Here is an 18,773-nt window from a genome sequence, read left to right as displayed (position 1 = left end):
TGCAATTAAAAAGGGAGCAAGCTCCCTTCTTGGTAAATTAAACGTCGTCCTCATCTTGGCTAAATAATGCATCAATAAAGTCATCGCTCTTGAAAGAACGTAAATCATCAATACCTTCACCAACACCAATATAACGAATTGGAATGTTAAACTTATCCGCTACTGCAAAAATAACCCCACCTTTTGCTGTACCATCAAGTTTTGACAAAGTAATACCCGTTAAACCTACACATTGGTTAAACAAGTTTACTTGGCTAATCGCATTTTGCCCTGTGCCAGCATCTATTGTTAGCATAACTTCATGCGGTGCATCAGGATCTATTTTTTTCATTACGCGAGCTATTTTTTCAAGCTCTTGCATTAAATTATCTTTATTTTGCAGACGGCCAGCTGTATCAGCAATTAACACATCAACATTACGCGCCTTTGCAGCCTGAAAAGCATCAAATACCACCGATGCACTATCGGCTCCGGTGTGCTGTGCTATAACCGGGATGCTGTTACGCTCACCCCATACTTGAAGTTGCTCAACCGCAGCGGCTCTAAAAGTGTCGCCCGCAGCAAGCATGACCGACTTACCTTCATTTTGAAACTGTTTTGCCAACTTACCAATGGTCGTTGTTTTACCAACACCGTTTACACCTACCATTAAAATCACAAACGGTTTTTTTTCTGCGGGTATTATTAATGGCTGCTCAGCAGTCTTGAGCATGCTGGCCATCTCTTGCTTCATTAATTCATACAGTGCATCGCCGTCTTTCAGCTGCTTTCTATTTGCACCATCCGTTAATCTATCGATTAACTTCATGGTCGTATCAACACCTAAATCAGCCGTTAATAATTGAGTTTCCAGCTCTTCAAAAAGGTCATCGTCTATTTTTTTACCGCTAAAAATAGATGAAAAGCCAGCGCCTATATTAACGCGAGTTTTTAGTAACCCTTTTTTAAGACGAGAGAAAAACCCTTCTTTTTTAGGTTTTTCTTCTTGCTTGCTCTTTTCTGCTTGCTTAGCTTTTTCTAAAGCAAGGCGCTCTTGCTCTAAACGTTGCGCCTCTGCTTGCTCTGCAGCTATACGTTCTTGTTCTACACGCTGGGCTTCTGCTTGCTCAGCTGCTATACGCTCTTGCTCTAAACGCTGGGCTTCTGCTTGCTCTGCTGCAATACGTTCTTGTTCTAAACGCTGCGCTTCTGCTTGCTCTGCTGCAATACGTTCTTGTTCTAAACGCTGCGCTTCTGCTTGCTCTGCTGCTATACGCTCTTGCTCTAAACGCTGCGCTTCTGCTTGTTCAGCTGCTATACGCTCTTGCTCTAAACGCTGGGCTTCTGCTTGCTCTGCTGCTATACGTTCTTGTTCTAAACGCTGCGTTTCTGCTTGTTCAGCTGCTATACGCTCTTGCTCTAAACGCTGCGCTTCTGCTTGTTCAGCTGCTATACGCTCTTGCTCTAAACGCTGGGCTTCTGCTTGCTCTGCTGCAACACGCTCTTGCTCTAAACCTTGCGCCTCAGCTTGCTCAGCAGCGCGTTCCTGCTCTAAACGCTGGGCCTCTGCTTGCTCTGCTGCAGCACGTTCTTTTGCTAGCAGTTCAGCATTTGCTTGTTCTATTGCTAATTTTTCAGCTTGCTCTACAGCAACACGCTCTTGTTCGGCTTTTTCAGCGACAACGCGTTCTTCTAAGCGTTTAGCTTCCTGCTCTGCTAAAGCTTGTTGTTTATCAGCCTCTGCTTTTTGTTCGGCTTGTTTCTTATCTGACTTACCAAAGCCGAGCCAAGACATTAATTTACTTTTTTTTGCCATACTTGCTAATAACCACTTATAAAAATCTGATAAACTAAAATTTGAAAATAGCTTGGAAGAGCCAACATACTTTGCCAGCCAAACAACCATTCAAAACATAAGTGTTCAATAGTAACACTTTTAATGCGGTTGAAAAATGAAGCTATACGTAATCTACTACAATATTATCTGAGCTAGATCCCAGATACCATTTTTTAGTGAGCTAAATGAGAAATAAAACAACTAAAAATAAAGCAATTAGCAAATCTACTGATGGCTTTATTAGAGTGATAAGTGGGCAATTTCGGGGCCGTAAGCTTCCAGTAAAAGACGTACAAGGCTTACGCCCCACAACCGACAGGATCAAAGAAACGGTATTTAACTGGTTGATGCAAGACACGCGCGACGCAAATGTTCTCGATTGTTTTGCAGGATCAGGGGGATTAGGATTTGAAGCACTTTCACGGTTTGCAAGCAACGCTACATTTTTAGAACTTGACCCAAGTGCAGCAAAGCAACTAGAGCAGAATATCTCAACGCTAAAACTGATCAATGCGCAGGTAAAACATACAAACTCACTTTCATTTTTAGAACAAAAAAATATTAACACGCCATTTGATTTGGTTTTTGTTGACCCGCCTTTTCGCAAAAATTTAGCCCAAACTAGCTGTAACTTATTAGAAATAAATAACTGGCTTAACGAAGATGCGCTTATTTATGTTGAAGTTGAGAGCGATCTAAATACATTCAACATCCCAACTAACTGGCTGTTAATTAAAGAAAAAAAATCTGGACAAGTGTTTAGCAGGCTCTACCGTCGCCAAACAAATTAAGACTGTTTAACGCTATGGGTTTCTGTTAATATTATCCTTTACATGTGGTGTTGCTTCGGATTACAATACCGCACCATTTTTGAACCACTTGATCAATGTTTGATCAACTTGAGCAACGCTCATAATTTAGGTAGGTGAATTTTTAATGCCAGTAATTAAAGTAAGAGAGAACGAACCGTTTGACGTAGCACTTCGTCGCTTCAAGCGTTCATGTGAAAAAGCAGGTATCCTTTCAGAAGTTCGTCGTCGCGAGCACTATGAAAAGCCAACAGCTGAGCGTAAGCGTAAAAAAGCTGCAGCAGTTAAGCGTCACATGAAAAAACTTTCTCGTGATAACGCTCGTCGCGTTAAATTATACTAATACATTTGGTCTTGTATAAATGAGCCTTTTAATAACGCTAAAAGATGCGCAAAAAGATGCGATGAGAGCTAAAGACAAACAACGTCTTAACCCTATTCGCATGGTACTTGCTGCAATCAAGCAACGTGAGATTGACGAGCAGATAACACTAGACGACGCAGGTATTACCTCCGTTATAGTAAAGCTTGTTAAACAGCGTCGCGACTCTTACACTCAGTATAAAGATGCTGGGCGTGATGATTTAGCTGAAATTGAAGCCAATGAAATAACAGCACTTGAAGCCTTCTTACCTCAACAATTGAGCGAAGAAGAAATCATAGCTCTCATTGACGAGGCTATTGCTGATACTAACGCAGCAGGTATGCAAGACATGGGTAAAGTGATGGGTATAATCAAAAGCAAAGCTGAAGGTCGCGCCGATATGGGTAAGATCTCTGGTTTAATTAAGCAAAGATTAACTGCCTAACACTCCCTATACGTAAAGTATAATTGAAGTAAACCGAGCCTTGCGCTCGGTTTCTTTGTTTTTACGTCACTAAAAAGTAAACTTTAGGCCTATATTCAAAAAATGAAATTATTCATACTGACTCTATTTATTTAGCCGTCATTTTGGTAAGTTAAGGTCCTATTGTTTATACCTCACTGGTATAAATTGTGAGTTTCACTTTCGTTATTCTTCTTAATATTTCAGGACTGTATTTTACTAATGGCTGGAAAGATCCCACGAAGTTTTATAGATGATTTACTTGCCAGAACCGATATTGTCGATCTGATAGACTCCAAAGTTGGCCTAAAAAAAGCCGGCAAGGACTATCAGGCATGTTGCCCTTTTCATAACGAAAAATCACCTTCATTTACTGTATCGCAAGATAAACAGTTTTATCATTGCTTTGGCTGTGGCGCTAACGGGAATGCGATTTCGTTTGTTATGGAGTACGAAAAGCTTGAGTTTGTTGATGCTATTGAAGAAATAGCCAGTATGCTTAACTTAGACGTGCCTCGCGAACAAGGGGGTAGTTCGGCGCCAGAACGTACCGCAGCGCAAAAACGCTCAGATTACGATTTGATGCTTCATACAGCTCGCTTTTACCAGCACCAACTTAAGCACCACGCTAACTCGGCCGCAGTCATTGACTATGTTAAAGGTAGAGGACTGAGCGGCGAAACCGTTAAAAAGTTTATGGTTGGCTACGCCCCTAGTGAATGGGATGGTTTATGTTTGCAACTTGGTCGTAATAAAGAACAAAAAGAGCAACTCGTAGAATTAAAGCTCGCCTCAGAAAAAACACCCGGCAGGCAGTTCGACTTTTTCCGCGACCGCTTAATGTTTCCTATTCGTGATAAACGCGGCAGAGTAGTCGCTTTTGGCGGACGCGTTATGCAAGCTGATCAAGGCCCTAAATATTTAAACTCTCCAGAAACCCGAATTTTTCATAAAGGGTTTGAACTTTATGGCCTTTATGAAGCAAAACAAGCGCACAAAAAGTTAGCGCACATTCTTATTGTAGAAGGCTACATGGATGTTGTTGCACTTGCAGAAAAAGAGATTGAATACGCCGTTGCAGCACTGGGAACAGCAACAACAAGCGAGCACATGCATACCTTATTCAGAACAACCGATAAGGTCATTTGTTGTTACGATGGCGACCGAGCTGGACGCGACGCAGCTTGGCGAGCACTTGAAAATGCACTCCCCTATTTAAATGACGGTAAAGCATTAAATTTTGTATTTTTACCTGACGGAGAAGACCCCGATTCATTAGTGCAAAAAGAAGGTAAAGATGCATTCGAACAGCGTTTAAGTGAGGCCGATGACTTTACTAAAGTTATGTTTAATAAATTAAGCCAAGAAATTGATTTAACATTAGATTCAGGTAAAGCAAAATTACTTAGTGCAGCGTTGCCACTCATTGAAAAAATTCCGAGTGAATTTTATCAAGAAAACATTTTAGAGCAATTAGGCCGATTAATTGGGCGCACGCGTGAACAACTTAATAACCGCTTAAAAACACCAAAACAACAGCACGCTATTGAGCGAAAATTTAAAATAACCCCGATGCGACAGGCTATCGGTATTTTAGTTCAGCATCCCAACTTAGCTATAAGCGTTCCTTATTTACCAGAACTTGCACAAATGAACATTGCAGGTATTGGTTTATTGCTTCGCTTGCAGCAACAAGCACTTGAAAAAGAGAATATCACTACGGCTCAGCTACTCGAATTTTTTAGAGATACTGACGATTATGAGCCTCTTATTAAGCTCGCTACTTGGCAACATGAAATAAATGAAGAGCGTTTAGAGACTGTTTTTAAAAATACTTTTAAATTTATTGAAGATCAGTGTTTAAATTATCGACTAGAGACCCTATTAATAAAGGACAAGACACAAGGTCTAAATAGCGACGAAAGGCTAGAATGTCATTTACTAATGACAGCGTTAAAAGCGACTAACAGCTAGTCAGATCTAGTTTTGGATGTTATACTGTGCTATTCACTGCGTCACATTGTTCTGGTTGGCATTAATGTAAACCAAGTGATGGCGCCTGTTGTATCAACTTATCAGAGTGGAAGAAACAATCTCTATGGATCCAACTCCTCAGTCACAATTAAAACTTCTGATTCAAAAAGGTAAAGAGCAAGGCTACTTAACTTTTGCAGAAGTAAATGATCACCTTCCACAAGACATAATTGACTCAGATCAAGTAGAAGATATCATAAGCATGATTAATGACATGGGTATCAAGGTTAGCGAAAATGCGCCTGATGCCGATGAATTAATGATGCAAGAAACAACGACAGACGAAGACGCAGCTGAAGCTGCCGCTGCTGCACTTGCTACGGTAGAAAAAGAAATTGGCCGCACTACCGATCCCGTTCGCATGTATATGCGCGAAATGGGCACCGTTGAACTTCTTACACGCGAAGGCGAAATTGTAATCGCTAAGCGTATTGAAGAAGGGATCAACCAAGTACAAATTTCGGTTGCTGAATACCCTGAAGCAATTACTTACCTACTAGAGCAGTGGGATAAGTTTGAAGCAGAAGAAATGCGTTTAAGCGATATCATCGTAGGATTTATTGATCCAAACGAAGACGAAGCGCCAATTTCAGCAACTAACATTGGTTCAGAATTAAGTGAAAAACAACTTGATGACGACGATGACGATGAAGATAAAAGCGACGACGATGAAGATGAAGAAGAAGTAGACACAGGCCCAGATCCTGAAGAAGCTCGAATTCATTTTGAAAACTTACGTGATTTATACAATAAAGCACGTGATACGTTTGAAGCTAAAGGTCGTTCACATCCTGATTCACAAGCTGCTATTTTTGAAATTGGCGAGCTTTTCAGAACCTTTAAACTAATTCCTAAACAGTTTGATCGCATGGTAAATAACATGCGTGAAATGATGGATCGTGTTCGTGTTCAAGAACGCCTAATCATGAAACAAGCTGTACAGATTGCTAAGCTACCTAAAAAAGCATTCGTTAAGCACTTTGCTAATAACGAAACTGACGCTTCGTGGGTTGATTTAGAAATTTCAAATAATGAAAAGTACTCAGCTAAACTAGAAGAAGTTAAACCTGAAATAATTCGCTGTATTAATAAGCTATCTATTATTGAGCAAACAACAGGTTTAAGCATTGAGCGCATTAAAGACATTAACCGTCGAATGAGCATTGGTGAAGCAAAGGCCCGCCGTGCGAAAAAAGAAATGGTTGAAGCAAACTTACGTCTTGTAATTTCAATTGCTAAAAAATACACAAACCGTGGCTTACAATTCTTAGATTTAATCCAAGAAGGTAACATTGGCTTGATGAAAGCAGTAGATAAGTTTGAATACCGCCGTGGTTATAAGTTCTCTACTTATGCTACGTGGTGGATACGCCAGGCTATTACTCGCTCTATTGCTGACCAAGCAAGAACTATCCGTATCCCGGTACATATGATTGAAACGATTAATAAACTTAATCGCATCTCTCGTCAAATGTTACAAGAAATGGGTCGTGAGCCAAATCCAGAAGAATTAGCAGAACGCATGATGATGCCTGAGGATAAAATCCGTAAGGTACTTAAAATTGCTAAAGAGCCAATTTCGATGGAAACACCCATTGGTGATGATGAAGATTCGCACTTAGGTGACTTTATTGAAGATACCACCATTGATTCGCCAATCGATTCGGCAACAATGGAGTCGCTTCGTGGCGCAACTAACGATGTACTAGCTGGACTTACAGCGCGTGAAGCAAAAGTACTTCGTATGCGTTTTGGTATTGATATGAATACCGACCACACTTTAGAAGAAGTAGGTAAGCAATTTGACGTAACACGTGAGCGTATTCGTCAAATAGAAGCGAAAGCGCTGCGTAAATTACGCCACCCTTCTCGCTCAGATTTACTGAAAAGCTTTTTAGACGCTAAATAATTTAGCGCTATGTAAAAACTAAAAAGGCCGCTGTTGCGGCCTTTTTTCTATTTAAAGGAAAAAATCATGGCTTGGATCCAAATCCGTATCAATGCCAATGCTGCAACGGCAGATGCAGTAAGTGACCTATTAATGGAGTCAGGCAGTGCGTCTGTTACTTTTATAGATGCTAAAGACACCCCTATTTACGAGCCTAAAATTGGCACTGTAGAGTTTTGGGCAGACACCACCGTAATTGGTCTATTCGAAGCTAATCACAATATGAACGAAGTGATTGCATTATTAAAGCGCCATAATGAAATAAACGAATCACTCATATACAAAATTGAGCAGCTCGAAGATAAAGATTGGGAGCGTGAGTGGATGGATAACTTCCACCCTATTCAATTTGGCGAGAAGCTATGGATTTGTCCTAGCTGGCGTGACATTCCAGACCCAGAAGCTGTTAACGTTTTGCTTGATCCAGGCCTTGCATTTGGCACAGGCACGCACGCAACAACTGCTTTGTGTCTAAAATGGCTAGAAAGCCAAGACCTAACCGGTAAAACCGTAGTCGATTTTGGATGTGGCTCAGGCATTCTAGGTATTGCTGCTATTAAACTCGGTGCAGAGCGCATGATTGGGATTGATATTGATCCACAAGCACTCGAGGCAAGCCTTGATAACGCAAATAGAAATGGCGTTGCAGACAAGTTAGAAGTATACCTTCCGGAAAATCAACCTGAGTTTACTGCCGATATTGTTGTTGCCAATATTTTAGCTCAACCGCTACGCGAACTGCACAGTGTAATTTTAGGGTTGTTAAAACCCGGTGGTAAAATTGCCATGTCGGGTATATTAGAAGAGCAAGCCCAGTCAGTAGCTGATATCTATGCCCCCTTTATTGAGCTAGATGATATTGCCGTTGAAGGTGATTGGACCCGTGTTAGCGGTACAAAAAATAGCTAATCACGTACATTAACAATTTTAGAGTATTAACTCAAAAGTCGTATGTAAAGCCTGTATTTAACAGGCTTTACTATTTTTTTACAAAATAAAAAATAAACAATATTTATTATAAAAACATCATTCGTTCAAATTTCACCCAAATAAACCCTTTCGTCATACGGTTATCAAATGTCAATACGAAAAGAGCAAAAAAAAGTCACTTTTGTTCAATTTATAGCCTTTGATTTTTGTCAAAAAAGCCGTAAACTTAGCGCCCCTTGAAAAGAGGCCTATTGAATACAGTGCGTATCGGTAAATACCAACTTGAGAATAATGTAATTGTTGCGCCTATGGCCGGCATTACAGACAGACCATTTAGACAACTCTGCCGTCGTTTAGGCGCCGGGCTTGCTGTGTCTGAAATGTTATCGTCAAACCCAAAGGTTTGGAAAACTGAAAAGTCGATGAACCGTATGGATCACAGCGGTGAGTCGGGTATACGCGCGGTGCAAATTGCAGGAGCTGATCCTGAGCTTATGGCGCAGGCCGCACAATTCAATGTTGCTAACGGTGCACAAATCATAGATATAAATATGGGGTGCCCAGCAAAAAAAGTGAACAAGAAACTCGCAGGCTCTGCCTTATTACAGTTTCCTGAACTCGTGGAAGAGATTATTGATGCAGTCGTTAATGCTGTTGATATCCCTGTGACACTTAAAATCCGTACTGGATGGGATCCGGATAACCGTAATGGTGTAGAGATTGCGAGAATAGCTGAACGTTATGGCATTGCATCACTGGCTGTACATGGGCGAACACGCGCATGTATGTATAAAGGTGAAGCAGAGTACGCCACGATTAGGGATATAAAGCGTTCAGTGTCGATTCCTGTTGTTGCAAATGGTGATATAACTTCACCAGAAAAAGCAAAACAGGTTTTAGACTATACGGGTGCAGATGCCATTATGATTGGTCGAGCCGCCCAAGGTCGCCCTTGGATATTTAGGGAGATAGACCACTATTTGCGAACTGGTGAACACATGCAGCCACCTGCTATTGAAGAGGTGCGCAGTATTTTAATGGAGCATTTAACAAACCTCCATGCGTTTTACGGTGAACCAATGGGCGCGAGAATTGCTCGCAAACATGTATCTTGGTATTTGCAAACCCATGACAGTGATGGTCAGTTTAGGCGAGTATTTAATGCGCTCGACAACCCACAAGCACAGGTCGTCGCATTAGAGCAATACTTTAAAACACTAGCAGCTAACTAAGAAAGAAAGAGACTTTATAATGTTCGAACAAAACGTGACTTCTCCATTTATCACAAACCCTCATGTTCAGTCACACGAGAAACCGCAGCCATTGCGTGATGCAGTAAAAAAAGCTGTTCACCACTACTTAAAACAGCTTAACGGTCAAGATGTGCAAGACGTATACGACCTTGTTCTTTCAGAGCTAGAAGCGCCATTACTTGAAGAAGTAATGACATACACACGTGGTAACCAAACTCGTGCAGCTATTTTACTAGGTATCAACCGTGGTACTTTACGTAAAAAGCTTAAAAAATACGGCATGAACTAATACCAATTATATTGAAAGCGTAAGCATTCTAACGAGCTAAACAAGCCCATAACGGCGTTAAAAATTTCTTATGTAGAATAACTACACTGTAAAATTTTTGCCTTGTTATAGACTTGTTTTTCTATCGTTATAACTGCTTACTAATCCAATACAATTGGTATCATGCAAAAAAAGCACCTTAGGGTGCTTTTTTTATGCGTACAATTTAGTAGAGATGTTGCAAAATGCTCACGCTTATTGGCGCTTTATAAGTCGTTTTTTGAGTCGTAATCAGTTAAAATGCCCGCTTCTAAGCTAGCTCATTAACTGAGGAAATCAAACTACAATGGATACTCATCGTCCCATTCGTCGCGCACTATTAAGTGTGTCTGATAAAACCGGTATTGTTGAATTTGCACGCGCACTAGAAGCGCAAGGCGTTGATATATTATCAACTGGCGGTACGTGTAAACTCCTTGCTGATAACGGCATAAAAGTGACTGAAGTTTCAGATCACACCGGTCACCCTGAAATCATGGATGGCCGCGTAAAAACCCTTCACCCTAAAATTCACGGCGGCATTTTAGCCCGTCGCGGACAAGATGAAGATGTAATGGCAGATAACAACATTTCTGCAATCGACATAGTTGTAGTTAACTTATACCCCTTTGCGAATACTGTCGCTCAAGAAAACTGCAGCCTTGAAGATGCCATTGAAAATATTGATATTGGCGGTCCTACCATGGTTCGCGCAGCAGCTAAAAACCATAAAGATGTAACAATTGTGGTAAACGCGAGCGACTACGACCGTGTTATTAGTGAAATGCAAAACAACAGTGGCTCAACAACGTATAAAACACGTTTTGATTTAGCTATTGCCGCTTATGAGCATACAGCACAGTACGATGGCATGATTGCTAACTACTTTGGTAAAATGGTGCCTGATTACACCGAAGAAGCTGCTGAAGATACTAAATTCCCTCGCACTATTAATATGCAGTTTACTAAAAAGCAAGACATGCGATACGGTGAAAACTCACATCAAGACGCAGCTTTTTACGTTGAAAATGATGTAAGTGAAGCATCAGTGGCAACAGCAACTCAGCTACAAGGTAAAGCGCTTTCGTTTAATAACATTGCAGACACCGATGCAGCGCTTGAGTGTGTTAAAGAATTTGATGTACCAGCGTGTGTCATTGTAAAACATGCAAACCCGTGTGGCGTATCGATTGGTGAAAACATTCTTGCAGCTTACGAGCGTGCATTTAAAACAGACCCAACATCAGCGTTTGGCGGAATTATTGCCTTTAACCGTGAGCTTGATGCGCAAACAGCTCAAGCTATTGTTGACCGCCAATTTGTTGAAGTAATTATTGCACCAAGCGTTTCGAGCGAAGCGGCAAAAATTGTTGAAGCGAAAAAGAACGTGCGTTTATTAGAGTGCGGGCAGTGGAGTGGTAAAGCAACCGGTCACGACATTAAACGTGTAAATGGCGGTGTACTAGTTCAGGACCGTGATTTAGGTATGGTTACCCAAGGCGACTTAAAAGTCGTCTCTAAGCGTCAACCTTCTGAGCAAGAACTTAAAGATTTACTATTTTGTTGGAAAGTCGCTAAATTTGTTAAATCAAACGCGATTGTTTATGCCCGTGACGGTATGACCATTGGCGTAGGCGCAGGTCAAATGAGCCGTGTTTACTCTGCAAAAATTGCAGGTGTCAAAGCTGCTGATGAAAACCTAGAAGTCCCAGGCTCTGTTATGGCGTCGGATGCGTTTTTCCCATTCCGCGATGGCATAGACGCTGCTGCAGAAGCAGGGATTACTGCCGTAATTCAACCAGGTGGCTCAATGCGCGATGAAGAAGTTATTGCCGCAGCTGACGAAGCAGGCATGGCCATGGTCTTCACTGGCATGCGTCACTTTCGCCACTAATCACAAAAAGGGTTAAGCTCAACGTTTAACCCTTTTTGTTTGCAAGCAATTCACGTATTCTGATTATTCTAACTCCTAATTTTAATGTGAAGGAACAAACGATGAAATTTGCACTAAAGTCTCTACTTGTTGCTAGCCTAGCACTTACTTCAACAATGGCATTAAGCCATAACCATGAATCAAGCCTAAGCCACGCAATAAAAGCAAGCGAGCGAAGCGCTAAAAATAGTGCTCGTGATGAATATCGCCACCCTGAGCAAACATTGGCATTTTTTGGCTTTAAACCGTCAATGACCGTTGTTGAAATTGCGCCAGGCGGTGGTTGGTACAGTGAAATTTTAGCGCCAGCATTGAAAGAGCAAGGCTTATATTACGCTGCTCATTTCCCTAGCGACTCATCGGTTGATTACTATCAACGTTCATTAGCGGCGTTTAAACAAAAAGTAGCTGAAGACGAACGCTTTAGTAATGTTAAAATTACAGAGTTTGCCCCTTTAACCCACCTAGATATTGCACCTGCAGAATCTGCCGATATGGTACTTACCTTCCGCAATGTGCATAACTGGTACATGGGTAAAGATACAGACGGTGCATTAAGCGCATTTAAAGCGTTTTATAAAGCACTAAAACCAGGTGGTACATTGGGTGTAGTTGAGCATCGTTTAGCCGAAAACCGTGCTGACGACGATCAGAAAACATCAGGTTATATGAAACAGAGCTACGTGGTTGACCTTGCAAAGCAAGCAGGATTTGAGCTAGCAGCAACTAGTGAAATTAATGCTAATCCAAAAGATACAGCCGATCATCCTAAAGGGGTGTGGACGCTACCACCTAGCTTAAGACTTGGCGAACAAGACGCTGAAAAATATAAAGCTATTGGTGAAAGCGACCGTATGACGCTTAAATTTAAAAAACCGCTTTAAATAGGAATAGTACGCCATGAATGTATTAGTCATTGGCAGCGGCGGCCGCGAACACGCACTTGCGTTCAAAGCCGCTCAAAACACAAAAGTAAACACGGTATTTGTAGCTCCAGGTAATGCGGGTACAGCCCTTGAACCTAAACTCGAAAATGTTGCAATTAATGTTGAAGATTTAGATGGGTTATTAAACTTTGCTCAGCAAAATAATGTTGAACTTACCATTGTAGGGCCTGAAGTACCGTTAGTATTGGGTGTTGTGGATAAATTTCGTGAACATAATATGGCTATATTTGGTCCAACAGCGGGTGCTGCCCAGCTTGAAGGTTCGAAGTCATTCACGAAAGATTTTTTAGCACGCCACAATATTCCTACTGGCGACTACCAAACATTTGAACAAATAGACCCTGCCCTTGCATATTTAAAAGAAAAAGGCGCGCCAATTGTAATTAAAGCTGACGGTTTAGCCGCAGGTAAAGGCGTTATTGTCGCAATGGACGAGCGCGAAGCTGAAGACGCTATTCGCGATATGCTAGCGGGCAATGCCTTTGGTGATGCAGGTAGCCGCGTAGTAATTGAAGAGTTTTTGGATGGCGAAGAAGCGTCTTTCATTGTGATGGTAGATGGTAAAAACGTTCTACCGTTTGCAACAAGCCAAGACCATAAACGTGCTTATAATTGCGATGCGGGTCCGAATACTGGCGGTATGGGTGCCTACTCTCCTGCGCCAGTGGTGACAAACGAAATCCACCAACGCATTATGGATGAAGTGATCATCCCGACAGTAGAAGGCATGGCAAAAGAAGGTCATCCGTACACTGGCTTTTTATACGCAGGTTTAATGATAGACAGCTCAGGTACACCTAAAGTGATTGAGTATAACTGTCGTTTTGGCGACCCTGAGACACAACCTATGATGCTGCGTTTACAATCAGATTTAGTTGAGCTGATAGAAGCGGCTAATCGTGTAGAGCTTGATAAAACCACCATTGAGTTTGACCCACGCGCAGCGGTAGGTGTCGTGCTTGCGGCTAAAGGTTACCCAGGAGATTATCCTAAAGGTGATGCTATTTCAGGCTTACAAGTTAACTACCCTGCTGGCGAAAAAGTATTTCATGCAGGTACTAAACAAAGCGGTAATGACGTTGTGACTGCTGGCGGACGCGTTTTATGTGCAACTGCGCTAGGTAATACCGTAACCGAGGCTCAAGCACGTGCTTATGAGCTGATTAAAGGTATTAACTGGGACGGCATGGAATACCGTACTGATATTGCTTATCGTGCCATTGCCCGCGAGCAGTAAGTTAGTAATAATTGATTGGTATAACCAGTTAATTTAACTAAAAAAGCGCAGTTCGCCTGCGCTTTTTTAGTGCTACACTGATTAAAATTTTTTAAAAAGTAAGCATACATTGGAACTTAGAGCTTTACGCTACCATTCACTAGCTGTTGCCATTTTGATATTTATATTTTTTATTATCAATACATTGGCTTCTAATTTAGTAGTGCCTACTCGTTACACAATTGATAAAACATCACCAATGTACCTCAATCACGCCTACTACATTGATGAAACCAAAAGCAAAACATTCGATACAATTATTAAGCAACCGAATTTACTCACCCATGCCCCTTTTTCAGAAATTCCTTGGAGCTTTACTCAGCAAAATTATTGGCTGTTTCTTGATTTAGAAAACAAAAGCCAAAAAAGTCAAAAGGTGGTGGCTCACTTTGATAACCCAATGGCCGATCACTTAACAGTGTATCGTTTAGACAAACAAAACCAGATACTACAAACATATAAATTAGGCGATAGAGAAGAAAAACTGACTTTGTTTCAGTACAGCGTGCCACACATCAACTTTTTAATGGAGCAAAAGTCATCGCAGCGCCTCGTAATTAAGGTAGATACGGTAGGCATTAGCAAAACACCTATCAATTTATACCGCGATAAAGAATTTGTAGATCTCATGCGTTCTCAAACAGGTATTTGGGGAATATTTGCTGGCGTATTACTCATGGCTGCACTGTACAACCTAGTACTCTATTTTGGCATAAAAGACCGTGTTTACCTTGTTTATATAGGTTACATAATTAGCGCACTGATACTAATGGGTATTGTGCTTGGATTTGGTTTTTACCTCTGGCCTTTAGAGTGGCAACTATTTTTTCATCACAAAGTCATTGTGAGTAATTACGCAGTTTCGTTTTTTACTCTCGCCTTTTGTACTATGTTTTTACGCTACCATAAAGATAAGTGCTGGCGATACACTATGAGTAAAGCCTTGCTTTATCTTATGTTTATTTTGGGGGTAGCTAGTTTTTTTATTCCTGAAAACATCGCTGCGCCACTCTTCTTTTGCGTATTAGGGCTATTATATGTTGCATGCTCTATATTAATTTATAAAAAGCTACGTAGTGGTTTTAGATGGGCTAAATTTTACGTTTTTTCGTGGGTGCCACTCATTTTAGGTGCATTAATACAACCACTAGAGCTCACAGGCGTTATTGATTACAGTTTTACCTCTCGCCATGCCTTTTTGGTGGCAATTTTATGTGAAATTGTATTAATGGCTATGGCGTTGGCAGATCGCGTACGCTATCAACGAGAACGTGCTTTATATCATGCTACCCACACTCAGCAAACTAAGTTGCTCAATAGCTCTAAGCTCAAACAAGCATTTATGGCACTGCAAAGCCAAAACCGCTCTACCACTTTGTGCTTAATTAAAATATGTCATTTTAATTCGCTTAATACCATCATTACATCAACCCAAGGTTATACCCTCATAAAGCATATTGCTGAGCATCTAGAAAATGAATTAATGCATGAAAGAGAGTTTACAAATCTTGAAACCGATTTAAATAACAGTCCTCGGCTGGCTGACTTAAACAGTGGTGTATTTGCTTGTATTTCAACTAAAACTCAAAACTCAGATATACTCAAAACGGTGCTTGCAAAAGTAATTAGTAACCTTCCTAAGCAATATGAAATTAAAGGTTTAAGCCTGCAGCTCAATTACACAATAGGCATTAGTAGTGCAAACCAAAGTAATGATTTTGAATACTGGTTAAAGCGCGGTTATTTAGCTTTAAAAGATGCCAAAGGGCGTGTAGATCGCGTTGCGTCGTCTGCGGTTAATAACAACATAATAATGGATGTTAGTTTGGCAGCTCATTTGCAAAAAGCGATCAAAACAAACCAACTTGCCCTGTATTACCAGCCACAAATAAATTTAGTCAATAATCAAGTCACAGGAGCTGAAGCACTTCTTCGCTGGCCTGACCCAACCTATAATAATATTTCGATTGAAGAGCTTATAACTTTGGCTGAACATACAGGCATAATTAACGAGCTCACCTTATGGGTTATTGAACAAGCTTGTAAAGATATTGTAGAGCTAATTAACAGCGGCCATAAAGAGCACACAATTAGTGTTAACTTAAGTGCTAAAAACTTAGCCATTAATAACTTAGCTGAAAAAATAGAAAATATATTAATTAAGCATCAGGCTCCCGCTCACTTACTTAAGTTTGAATTAACTGAATCTGCTTTTGTAGAAAGCCAAAACGTGCTTATTAAATTAGTTGATGAATTATCAGCTTTGGGCATAAAAGTTGTACTGGATGACTTTGGTACAGGTTACGCATCACTGAGCTACCTTGTTAATTACCATTTTAGCGAACTAAAAATAGACAAGTCATTCGTTTTTGACTTAGTCAATAATCCAGCTCACCAAGTCATAGTGCAAACATCAATTGATATGGCGCATCAGCTTAATTTATCAATTACTGTAGAAGGTGTTGAAACCCAAGAGATCCACCAGCTATTAAAACAAATGAATGCAGACCGCGCACAAGGCTATTTATACGCTAAAGCATTACCTTATCCTGAGTACATTAACTTCTTAAAAAGCCAATACAGTTTAAAAATGTTAGACTCTTCTTTTTAAACATCTTTAGGGGCTATGTAAAGATGCAAGGCACACTGCGTAAATTAAAATCGAGTTTAACAGAACCCGTTCAATATCATCTTCCCGTTGGTGATGAGCTAGTTGATTTAAATGCCTTTATAGGTAAAGAGTTAACGCTTACTTTTAGCGGCACTATTTTGTGCGCTAACTGCGGTAAAAAAACCAAAAAAAGTTATTCTCAAGGCCATTGTTTTGTATGTATGCGTAAGCTGGCTAGCTGCGATATGTGCATCATGAAACCTGAAACTTGCCATTACGATCAAGGCACATGCAGAGAGCCACTGTGGGGCGAAGAAAACTGTATGATCCCACATTATGTGTATTTAGCTAATACCTCAAGCTTAAAGGTGGGAATCACACGCCATACACAAATTCCTACGCGTTGGGTTGATCAAGGCGCCACTCAGGCTTTACCTATATTTAAAGTGCAAACACGCTTGCAGTCGGGCTTGGTAGAAGTTGCATTAGCCGAGTTTATTGCCGATAAAACTAACTGGCGTAATATGCTTAAAGGTCAGAACGAAGCTATAGATCTCAAAGCCGCTGCCGCTGAACTTATTCCGCAAATTAGCGAAAAATTAAACGAGCTTAGTGAGCTATTTGGCGCAACAGCCATAGAGCAATTAGATGAAGACGTGGTTGATTTAAACTTTCCAGTCACTGAATACCCAACCAAAATCAGCTCATTTAACTTTGATAAAAACCCCGTTGTAAGCGGTATTTTACAAGGTATTAAAGGCCAATATTTAATATTTGATAACGGCGTTATTAATATACGAAAATTTACTTCATACGAAGTGACCGTAGGCTAACTATGTTAAACAGCTTTCCACAGTTAATGGTTATCTATAATGAGCTTGAAATAGCACACAACCAGCAAGATCAAAATGAGTGCTTACATGGCATTACTTCAAGTGAACTAAACGATGTGAGAGTGCTTAATAAACAAGGTGAATACCTTAACTTGCAGGGTCAACTTTGCTCAGCCTTAACTGAAGAACAGCTAGCACAGCTTGTTACTGCTCATTTATTAAATGAAGGGCATTGTTGTCTAGGTAAAATTAAAACGCTAACTACTTCACAGGCATTTGATTTACTCGGGCTTTAAACACAGTGTTAATCACTATTGCTCGCTAAGCACTTTAATATGCGCTACAGCACTTCTACCCAATGCTGATAGCGCATAACCTCCCTCCAGATACGATACAATCCCGCTACAGCCGTTTTCTTTTGCGACTTTGCATAGCTGTTCAGTTAACCAAATATAATCGTCTTCTACAAAGTTCAGACTTGCCATGTCATCTTCTACATGTGCGTCAAAACCTGCACTTATAAATAACAACTCGGGCTTAAAAGCCTTTAATTTTTCTAACCATTGAGTATTAAACACCTCTTTTAAATCGTCGCCATTACTGGCAATGGGTAACGGCGAATTAACAATATGGCTATTGTTTTTTACAGCTGTATTTGGGTAAAACGGGTATTGAAATAACGAGCAAAGCAATACACTTTCATCATCAATAAAAATATCTTGGGTTCCATTGCCATGGTGCACATCAAAATCAGCAATCGCAATTCGTTTAACTCCCTTGCTTTGGGCATACTTAACAGCAATAGCTAAGTTGTTAAATACGCAAAATCCAGATGATGCGTTTTTGTTTGCGTGATGACCAGGCGGGCGTACAGAGCAAAAAGCCGCATCTAGCTTATCTGCTAGTATTTCATCTACAGCTAACAGCCCGGCACCAACAGCGCGCTCAATCGCTTTAAGTGATTCAGGGCAAAGCCATGTATCGCCATCGAGGCTATTTAACCCCTCTTGAGGAATTAAGCGCTCAACTAAGTTAACAAGCGACTCATCGTGCGCTAATAAATAATGTTCTCGCTGAGCTTTAGGCGCTTGTAAATGCTTTAGCCCCACATCGACGCCACTGGCGAGTAAGCGGTCGGTAATTGCATCTAAGCGCTCGGGGCACTCTGGGTGGTCGTCTATCATTTTATGTTTACGGCAATGAGGGTGTGAAATAACTGCAGTACGCATAAAATGCTCCTAAGCAAACT

16 protein-coding genes are annotated in these 18,773 nt (G+C 40.8%); 14 read left to right on the top strand and 2 right to left on the bottom strand.

What is annotated here, in order from left to right:
* Positions 1 to 37 precede the first annotated feature (37 nt).
* Positions 38 to 1,795 (bottom strand): signal recognition particle-docking protein FtsY, encoded by a 1,758-nt coding sequence (gene ftsY, locus AC27I2_RS06050; protein WP_487203729.1) that lies wholly within the window; start codon positions 1,793 to 1,795, stop codon positions 38 to 40.
* Positions 1,796 to 2,001: 206 nt separating this feature from the next.
* Between ftsY and rsmD the strand changes: the two genes are divergently transcribed.
* The 14 genes from rsmD to AC27I2_RS05980 all read left to right on the top strand — a co-directional run bounded on the left by rsmD (position 2,002) and on the right by AC27I2_RS05980 (position 17,820).
* Positions 2,002 to 2,607, top strand: coding sequence for a 16S rRNA (guanine(966)-N(2))-methyltransferase RsmD (rsmD, locus tag AC27I2_RS06045; protein ID WP_138530600.1), 606 nt, complete (start codon positions 2,002 to 2,004; stop codon positions 2,605 to 2,607).
* Between the two features lie 145 nt (positions 2,608 to 2,752).
* Positions 2,753 to 2,968 (top strand): 30S ribosomal protein S21, encoded by a 216-nt coding sequence (gene rpsU / locus AC27I2_RS06040; RefSeq protein WP_002957797.1) that lies wholly within the window; start codon positions 2,753 to 2,755, stop codon positions 2,966 to 2,968.
* Between the two features lie 19 nt (positions 2,969 to 2,987).
* Positions 2,988 to 3,434, top strand: coding sequence for a GatB/YqeY domain-containing protein (locus tag AC27I2_RS06035; RefSeq protein ID WP_487203728.1), 447 nt, complete (start codon positions 2,988 to 2,990; stop codon positions 3,432 to 3,434).
* A gap of 240 nt (positions 3,435 to 3,674) precedes the next feature.
* Positions 3,675 to 5,426, top strand: a complete 1,752-nt coding sequence (dnaG, locus tag AC27I2_RS06030) for a DNA primase (protein WP_487203727.1) — start codon at positions 3,675 to 3,677, stop codon at positions 5,424 to 5,426.
* Positions 5,427 to 5,550: 124 nt separating this feature from the next.
* A complete protein-coding gene (rpoD, locus tag AC27I2_RS06025; RefSeq protein ID WP_058403752.1) occupies positions 5,551 to 7,395 on the top strand; it encodes an RNA polymerase sigma factor RpoD in 1,845 nt (614 codons plus the stop codon).
* Between the two features lie 66 nt (positions 7,396 to 7,461).
* On the top strand, positions 7,462 to 8,343 hold the full coding sequence (prmA, locus tag AC27I2_RS06020) for a 50S ribosomal protein L11 methyltransferase (protein WP_487203726.1): 882 nt from the start codon (positions 7,462 to 7,464) through the stop codon (positions 8,341 to 8,343).
* A 281-nt stretch (positions 8,344 to 8,624) separates the two neighbouring features.
* Complete coding sequence (gene dusB / locus AC27I2_RS06015; RefSeq protein ID WP_487203914.1) at positions 8,625 to 9,596, top strand: tRNA dihydrouridine synthase DusB; 972 nt, start codon at positions 8,625 to 8,627, stop codon at positions 9,594 to 9,596.
* 19 nt (positions 9,597 to 9,615) lie between these two features.
* Positions 9,616 to 9,906, top strand: a complete 291-nt coding sequence (gene fis, locus AC27I2_RS06010) for a DNA-binding transcriptional regulator Fis (protein WP_002957804.1) — start codon at positions 9,616 to 9,618, stop codon at positions 9,904 to 9,906.
* A gap of 325 nt (positions 9,907 to 10,231) precedes the next feature.
* A complete protein-coding gene (gene purH, locus AC27I2_RS06005; protein ID WP_487203725.1) occupies positions 10,232 to 11,818 on the top strand; it encodes a bifunctional phosphoribosylaminoimidazolecarboxamide formyltransferase/IMP cyclohydrolase in 1,587 nt (528 codons plus the stop codon).
* Positions 11,819 to 11,919: 101 nt separating this feature from the next.
* Positions 11,920 to 12,741 (top strand): class I SAM-dependent methyltransferase, encoded by an 822-nt coding sequence (locus tag AC27I2_RS06000; protein ID WP_487203724.1) that lies wholly within the window; start codon positions 11,920 to 11,922, stop codon positions 12,739 to 12,741.
* Between the two features lie 16 nt (positions 12,742 to 12,757).
* Positions 12,758 to 14,041, top strand: coding sequence for a phosphoribosylamine--glycine ligase (gene purD / locus AC27I2_RS05995; RefSeq protein WP_487203723.1), 1,284 nt, complete (start codon positions 12,758 to 12,760; stop codon positions 14,039 to 14,041).
* Between the two features lie 109 nt (positions 14,042 to 14,150).
* Positions 14,151 to 16,691: an EAL domain-containing protein gene (locus AC27I2_RS05990; protein ID WP_487203722.1), complete on the top strand. Its 2,541-nt coding sequence runs from the start codon at positions 14,151 to 14,153 to the stop codon at positions 16,689 to 16,691.
* A 23-nt stretch (positions 16,692 to 16,714) separates the two neighbouring features.
* Positions 16,715 to 17,524: a DUF2797 domain-containing protein gene (locus tag AC27I2_RS05985; RefSeq protein WP_487203721.1), complete on the top strand. Its 810-nt coding sequence runs from the start codon at positions 16,715 to 16,717 to the stop codon at positions 17,522 to 17,524.
* Positions 17,525 to 17,526: 2 nt separating this feature from the next.
* Positions 17,527 to 17,820 carry a DUF4144 family protein gene (locus AC27I2_RS05980; RefSeq protein ID WP_487203720.1) on the top strand — a complete coding sequence of 98 codons (294 nt, stop codon included), beginning with the start codon at positions 17,527 to 17,529 and terminating at the stop codon, positions 17,818 to 17,820.
* 15 nt (positions 17,821 to 17,835) lie between these two features.
* Here the strand turns inward: AC27I2_RS05980 and AC27I2_RS05975 are convergent, their stop codons facing one another.
* Positions 17,836 to 18,753 carry a histone deacetylase family protein gene (locus tag AC27I2_RS05975; RefSeq protein WP_487203719.1) on the bottom strand — a complete coding sequence of 306 codons (918 nt, stop codon included), beginning with the start codon at positions 18,751 to 18,753 and terminating at the stop codon, positions 17,836 to 17,838.
* Positions 18,754 to 18,773: the final 20 nt, after the last annotated feature.

This window comes from Pseudoalteromonas sp. NH0006-46 (genome assembly GCF_057547735.1).
This window is presented reverse-complemented; position numbering and strand designations above follow the sequence as displayed.